This is a genomic window from Caulobacter sp. GW821-FHT10A06 (assembly GCF_059415805.1).
This window is the reverse complement of the sequence record NZ_JBWKNY010000009.1, coordinates 306,949-313,283: the sequence shown is the minus strand read 5'-3', so window position 1 is coordinate 313,283 and position 6,335 is coordinate 306,949. Positions and strand designations below refer to the sequence as shown.

Below are 6,335 nucleotides of genomic sequence, written 5' to 3'. Positions count from 1 at the left end.
CCCCCACAAGTCCTGGCTCCGGCTACTTCCCCCTCCGTCGGCTGCGCCGACACCTCCCCCGCTAGGGGGAGGATCTATTACTTCCGCTTCTTCCTAAACTCTTCCGCCTTCTCCGCGCGGATCTCCGCCCGGATCCGCTTCGGCGCCGACCGGTCCACCTCGTCGCCCGTCGCCGACAGCACCTCGTTGGCGAACTCGAGATCCATCAGCTTCATCCGCTTGATCTCATCGCGCAGCCTGGCCGCCGTCTCGAACTCCAGGTTCGCGGCGGCCTCGCGCATCTTGGCTTCCAGGTCCTTGAGCGCGGCCTTGAAGTTGTCGCCGCTGAACGGGCGGTCGTCGGTTTCGGACATGCCCATCGGCACCAGCACGCGGTCGCCGCGCTCGTAGGGGCTGTTGAGGATGTCCTTGATGTCGCGCTTGACGCTCTCGGGCGTGATGCCGTGTTCGAGGTTGTAGGCGTGCTGCTTCTCGCGGCGGCGGGCGGTCTCGGCCATGGCCCGCTCCATGCTGCCGGTGATCCGGTCGGCATAGAGGATGACCTTGCCGTCGACGTTCCGCGCCGCGCGGCCGATGGTCTGGATCAGGCTGGTCTCCGAGCGCAGGAAGCCTTCCTTGTCGGCGTCGAGAATGGCCACGAAGCCGCACTCGGGGATGTCCAGGCCTTCGCGCAGCAGGTTGATGCCCACGAGGACGTCGATATTGCCCATCCGCAGTTCACGGATGATCTCGATGCGCTCCAGCGTGTCGATGTCGGAGTGCATGTAGCGGACCTTGATGCCCTGCTCGTTCAGGTACTCCGACAGGTCCTCGGCCATCTTCTTGGTCAGCACGGTGACCAGGGTGCGGTAGCCCTTCTTGATGGTCTGGCGGATCTCGTCGACCACGTCGTCGACCTGGCTGGCGTTGTCCTTGGAGACCGGACGCACCTCGACGGGCGGGTCGATCAGGCCGGTGGGGCGGATGACCTGCTCGGCGAAGACGCCGCCGGCCCGTTCCATCTCCCAGTTGGCCGGGGTGGCGCTGACGTGCACCGACTGGGGCCGCATGGCGTCCCACTCCTCGAACTTGAGGGGGCGGTTATCCAGGGCCGAGGGCAGGCGGAAGCCGTACTCGGCCAGCGTCCATTTGCGGTTGCGGTCGCCCTTGTACATGGCGCCGATCTGCGGAACCGTCTGGTGGCTCTCGTCGGTGAACAGCAGGGCGTTGTCGGGGATGTATTCGAAGAAGGTCGGCGGCGGCTCGCCCGGCCGGCGGCCCGACAGGTAGCGGCTGTAGTTCTCGATGCCGGCGCACGAGCCGGTGGTCTCGATCATCTCCAGGTCGAAGGTCGTGCGCTGCTCCAGGCGCTGGGCCTCCAGCAGCTTGCCGTTGGCGACCAGCCACTCCAGGCGCTCCTTCAGCTCCTGGCGAATGGCGATGATCGCCTGGCGCAGGGTCGGACGCGGGGTGACGTGGTGGCTGTTGGCGTAGACCTTGATGGTCTCCAGCTCGGACGTCTTCTTGCCGGTCAGGGTGTCGAATTCCGAGATCGCTTCGACCTCGTCGCCGAACATGGTCACGCGCCAGGCGCGGTCCTCGTAGTGGGCGGGGAAGATCTCGATGGTGTCGCCGCGACGGCGGAACGTGCCGCGCTCGAAGGCCTGGTCGTTGCGCTTGTACTGCTGGGCCACCAGGTCGGCGATCAGCTGCTTCTCGTTGACCTTGTCGCCGACCGTCAGGGTGAAGGTCATGGCGGTGTAGGTCTCGACCGAGCCGATGCCGTAGATGCAGCTGACCGAGGCCACGACGATGACGTCGTCGCGCTCCAGGATCGCCCGCGTGGCCGAGTGGCGCATGCGGTCGATCTGCTCGTTGATCGAGCTGTCCTTCTCGATGAAGGTGTCGGTCCGGGGGACGTAGGCCTCCGGCTGGTAGTAGTCGTAGTAGCTGACGAAGTACTCGACCGCGTTGTCGGGGAAGAACCCCTTCATCTCGCTGTAGAGCTGGGCGGCCAGGGTCTTGTTCGGGGCCAGGATCAGGGCCGGGCGCTGGGTGCGCTCGATGACCTGGGCCATGGTGAAGGTCTTGCCCGAGCCGGTGACCCCCAGCAGCACCTGGTCCTGGTCGCGGTTGTTGATGCCCTCGACCAGCTCGGCGATGGCGGTCGGCTGGTCGCCGGCGGGCTGGTACTCGCTGACCAGCTTGAACTTCTTGCCGCCCTCGGACTTGTCCGGCCGCGCGGGGCGGTGCGGGGTCCAGAGCATGGGCATGACGCCGTCGGCGACGTCCTGGACCGTGTCCATGACGAAGGGCGTCGAGACGTCCGAGACGCCGCTGTTATCGGAAGAAGGCATGGCCCCAAGTTAGGGACGCGCGCGGGTCTCGGCTAGGGGGTCTGCTGACGGGGAGTGGCAGCAGTGTGGCGGGATGGTGCGCCGACATTCCGGGTTATGATGTGCTGCATCGGCGCCGAGGGCTTTGCTATGTCCGCGCATTCATTGGTGGAAAACTTTGGGCCTTATCTCGACACCATAACCGAGCGAGATATCGACCTCCTGTTGATGGAGGAATTCAGCGTCAATCCAGCGTTCCTGCGATGGTTCGTGACTCAGCTCGGTCTTGAAGGCGACAGCCGGATCGTCGGGTGTTGGCGAGGCGTCACGACATATGACGGCGAGACCGACGTTCTGCTGGTCCTTGACCTGCACGGACGGCGATTGGGCGTTCTGATCGAGAACAAGATCTCCGCGCCCGAGCAGCTCTGGCAAGCCTCGCGCTATCATTTGAGGGCGATGGAGCATCGCGACGACGGGCACTTCCAGGAGTATCGGTCGGTGGTCGTCGCACCTCGCCGATATCTGGCCGGATGTCTGCTTGGCAGCGACTACATGGCTGCCATTTCATACGAGAGCATCCGGGACTGGTATGCAAGCCGATCGGGACGTCGCGACGCATGGCGGCGGTCGCTATTCGACGAGGCCATCCAGCGCAGCAAGCGATCTTGCATGACGCGTGTGGATCAAGCGCGGACGGACTTTCACCGGAAATACTGGGCGCGTGTTCGAGATTTTTACCCCGACCTCATCATGCGTGAACCGGTCGTCCGGAGCCGCAGATCCTATCGCTTCTTCCTGCGCTCGCCGGATCTGAGGAAGGGAATCCGTATTGTCCACAAGGCCGACTGCGGCCGCGTCGATCTGGAGATGGGACGAACGCTGGTTCAGCTGGTCGAGATCGTTCTTCACGATCGAAGCGACGACATCATGCTGAGCCAACGAGGTCTATCTTCGGTTCTGAGCTTGCCGGTGCTCGACCTCTACTGCGACGAGGCGTTCGAGGAGCAGGTCGAGAGCGTGGACTACGCGCTGCGAAGCGCAGTCATGCTCGCGGACTACATGAAGAAGAAACTGGTCCAGGACGCGCATCCCCTCGAGGGCTACATCGGATCCTATGACGGCTCGTTCGACCATCTGATGTTTAACATCCGCGCCGAAGCCCTGTTCGGTCCGACGCCTTGATCGGCTGTCGTCGAGCAGCAGTCTGTCACCAGTTCTCGCCGCCGGACGGGACGAGCGGCGAGCGCCGGGCGCCGCCGGCCGCGACCAGGGCGGCCTGGACGTCGGCGCGGGCGGCGACCTCGGCCTGGCGGTCCAGCATCACGGTGTCCCAGGTTCCGACGGCCTTGGGACGGGCGCGGGCCGACAGGGCCAGGATCGCCCACGGCGCGGCGTCGGCATCGGCCAGCCGCGCCCGGTAGCTGGCGGCGGCGCCGTCCAGGTCGTCCAGGCACAGCAGGGCGTAGGTGCGGGCGGGCAGGGTATCGCCCTTCAGGTCCTTCAAGTCGCGGCGGGCGGCGGTCAGCCGGCCCAGCTGGACATTGACGCAGACCGACCGCGCCACGATCCAGTCGCCGAGGTTCCCGTTGGGTCGATAGAGGAAGTAGTCCAGGGCCTTCAGCGCCGCCTGGCCGCGACCGCTGCCGGCGAGATGGCCGATCAGCATGTTGTCGGCCCAGCCGTCATAGCCCTCACCCGGCCGGGCGGCCTTCACGATGGCGCGGTCTTCCGCGATGGCGTCGTCGAAGCGGCCCAGCTGCCACAGGCTGAAGGCCCGCTCGGCGCGCAGGTTCAGCAGGGCGCCGTCGGTGTCGCTGAAGCTCTGCGGCGAGACCTCGACCCGCAGCAGGGCCTTGTCGACCAGGGCCAGGGCCTCGGCGGGACGACCCAGGCGCTCCAGCAGGTCCGCGCGCAGGGTGACCAGGGCCAGGCGGTCGGTCTCCTTGACCGCCAGCCGGTCGGCCCGCGTGAAGGCGCGCATGACGATGGCGTTGGGCTCGAACCAGGCCGCGTCCAGCCGGCGGGCGGCGGCGAAGCGCGGCGACAGGGCCGCGCCGAGCTGTTCGTCGACGCCGACCAGGCGCTTGAGGGCGGCCAGCACCACGCGCGGCGAGGCCCCGCTGTCGACCAGCAGGCGGGCTTGGTCCTCCCAGAACTGGTCCTCGTCGTCGATGGCGTCGATGGAGGCGAAGTTCAGCGTGCCAAGGGCGTTCAGCAGCCGCAGGCGCAGGGCGTCGTCGTCGGCCAGGGCCTGCCACAGGTCATGGATCTGCTGGTGGTCGAAGGCGCTGATCGGACTGCCGGCGCGAACCTCGCGTTCGACCTGAGCCACGGCGTCGGCGGGCCGGGCCAGCTCCAGCGGCACGTCGGCGAAACGCTGGGCCATGGCCGGCGTCGTGAGCGCCAGGGCGGCGGTCAGGGCGAGAAGCAGGCGGCGCATCAGTAGACCGCCGGATAGGGCTGGCGCTCGACGCGGCCGACCGCGGCGATAGCGGCGCGGACGTCGGGGCGGGCGTAGAGCGCGCGGCGGCGGGCCAGCTGGGCGCGGCGGAACGGGGCTGTGACGGCCTCTTCCGGATAGTCCTGGGCGTCGGCCAGGGCTTCCAGCCGGGTCTCGGGATCCTTGAGCAGAGTGATCAGCACGGCCGCGGCGCCGTCCTGGTCGCCGGCGCACAGATGGCCGCTCATCTCCAGGAACGGGATGGCGTCGCGGTCGGCGGCGAGGGCGGCGAAGGCCCGGTCGACCCCGGCGCGGTCGCCCAGTTGTGCGTTGGCGCAGGCCGACAGGTTGGCGGCGACCATGCGGCCGAAGGCGCTGACCTTGTCGGGTTTCACGCCGCCGACGATCGTCAGGACCTCGGCCGGGCGATCCAGCTCCAGCAGGGCGTCGGCCAGGTTCAGCTCCTGGCTCACCCCGCCGCCGATCTCGGGCCGGGTGGCCATGCGCCAGGCGGTCAAAGCGGCGTCGAAGCGGCCCAGGTCCCGCAGGGCGCGGGCCTGGATGTCCAGGGTCCAGGGGCGGTCCTGGGCGTCGTCCCAGCTGTCGATCTTGCGGTCGAGGGCGGCCTGGGTCACGGCGAAGACCTCGACGTAACGCCCCATGCCCAGCAGGGCCAGGGCGTGGGCGTTGACCGCGCCCAGCGCGCGCGGCTTCTCGGCCATGCGGGCGCGGGTGGCTTCGACGCGCGCGGCATGGGCCTTGGCCACATCGAAGCGGGCGGGATCCTGGCGCAGCAGCGGCGCGAAGCGGCGGTCGGCGCGGGCCGAGGCCAGGGCGTCGGGGGCTGTGACCCGCGCCATCGCCTTGCCGGCCCGCGCGACGTCGCCGCGATCCAGCAGTCGGGCGGCGTGCTCCTGCCAGACGTCGCTCCAGTCGCCCGTGGCGTCGCGCGGCTTCCAGTCGAGGTCCAGCAGGTCGTCGACCAGGGCCATCTGCCGCTGTTCGCCGCGCGACAGCTCCAAAGCCTGGCGACGAAGCTCGCCGATGAAATGGTCGTCGACCTGCGCGAGCGGCTCCGGATCGGTCTCGAGCATGGTGGTGAAGGCGTAGACGGAGTCCTGCGGATCCTTGTCGCCCTGGGCGGTGTAGGCGCGGTACAGCCAGTCCCAGCCGATCGCCCCGGCCAGCTTGGACGAGGTCTTGAAGGCCTTGTGCGCCTCGGGTAGGCGGTCGGTCTGCCAGGCGCCCAGGCCCACCAGGTGCCAGGCCAGGTGGCGCACCGTCTCGGGCAGGGTCTCGAAGTCGGGGCGTTCAGTGTAGGGCTTGGCCAGGGCGTAGACGCCCGGATAGTCGTCGGCCTTCAGCTTCTCCAGCGCCGCCTTCAGCGGGGCGGTCATGGCCTCGGGCGGCGGTGTCCAGGGCGTGTGCGGCGTCAGCTTGCCGGCGACCTGGGTGCGGCTCGCGGCGGTGCTGGCGGCGGCAGGCCCGGCCGCCCCGCTGCAGATCACCGACACGGCCGCCAGAGCGACCGCCAACCCTCTACGCATGCCTTCCCCACAACGCGACGCCCGGCGACC

Annotated in this window: 4 protein-coding genes; 1 reads left to right on the top strand and 3 read right to left on the bottom strand. The window is 68.4% G+C overall.

Annotation, left to right across the window (positions count from 1 at the left end; translation table 11 throughout):
* Positions 1-77: 77 nt before the first annotated feature.
* Positions 78-2,336 (bottom strand): excinuclease ABC subunit UvrB, encoded by a 2,259-nt coding sequence (uvrB, locus tag AC07NF_RS25770; RefSeq protein ID WP_494633926.1) that lies wholly within the window; start codon positions 2,334-2,336, stop codon positions 78-80.
* A 63-nt stretch (positions 2,337-2,399) separates the two neighbouring features.
* Here uvrB and AC07NF_RS25765 point away from each other — a divergent pair, with 63 nt between their 5' ends.
* Positions 2,400-3,500 (top strand): hypothetical protein, encoded by a 1,101-nt coding sequence (locus tag AC07NF_RS25765; RefSeq protein ID WP_494633927.1) that lies wholly within the window; start codon positions 2,400-2,402, stop codon positions 3,498-3,500.
* Positions 3,501-3,525: 25 nt separating this feature from the next.
* Here the strand turns inward: AC07NF_RS25765 and AC07NF_RS25760 are convergent, their stop codons facing one another.
* Together AC07NF_RS25760 and AC07NF_RS25755 are read right to left on the bottom strand one after the other, a co-directional pair.
* Positions 3,526-4,758, bottom strand: coding sequence for a hypothetical protein (locus tag AC07NF_RS25760; RefSeq protein ID WP_494633929.1), 1,233 nt, complete (start codon positions 4,756-4,758; stop codon positions 3,526-3,528).
* On the bottom strand, positions 4,758-6,305 hold the full coding sequence (locus AC07NF_RS25755; RefSeq protein WP_494633930.1) for a hypothetical protein: 1,548 nt from the start codon (positions 6,303-6,305) through the stop codon (positions 4,758-4,760). The genes AC07NF_RS25760 and AC07NF_RS25755 overlap by 1 nt, the downstream gene beginning before the upstream one ends.
* Between the last annotated feature and the right edge of the window lie 30 nt (positions 6,306-6,335).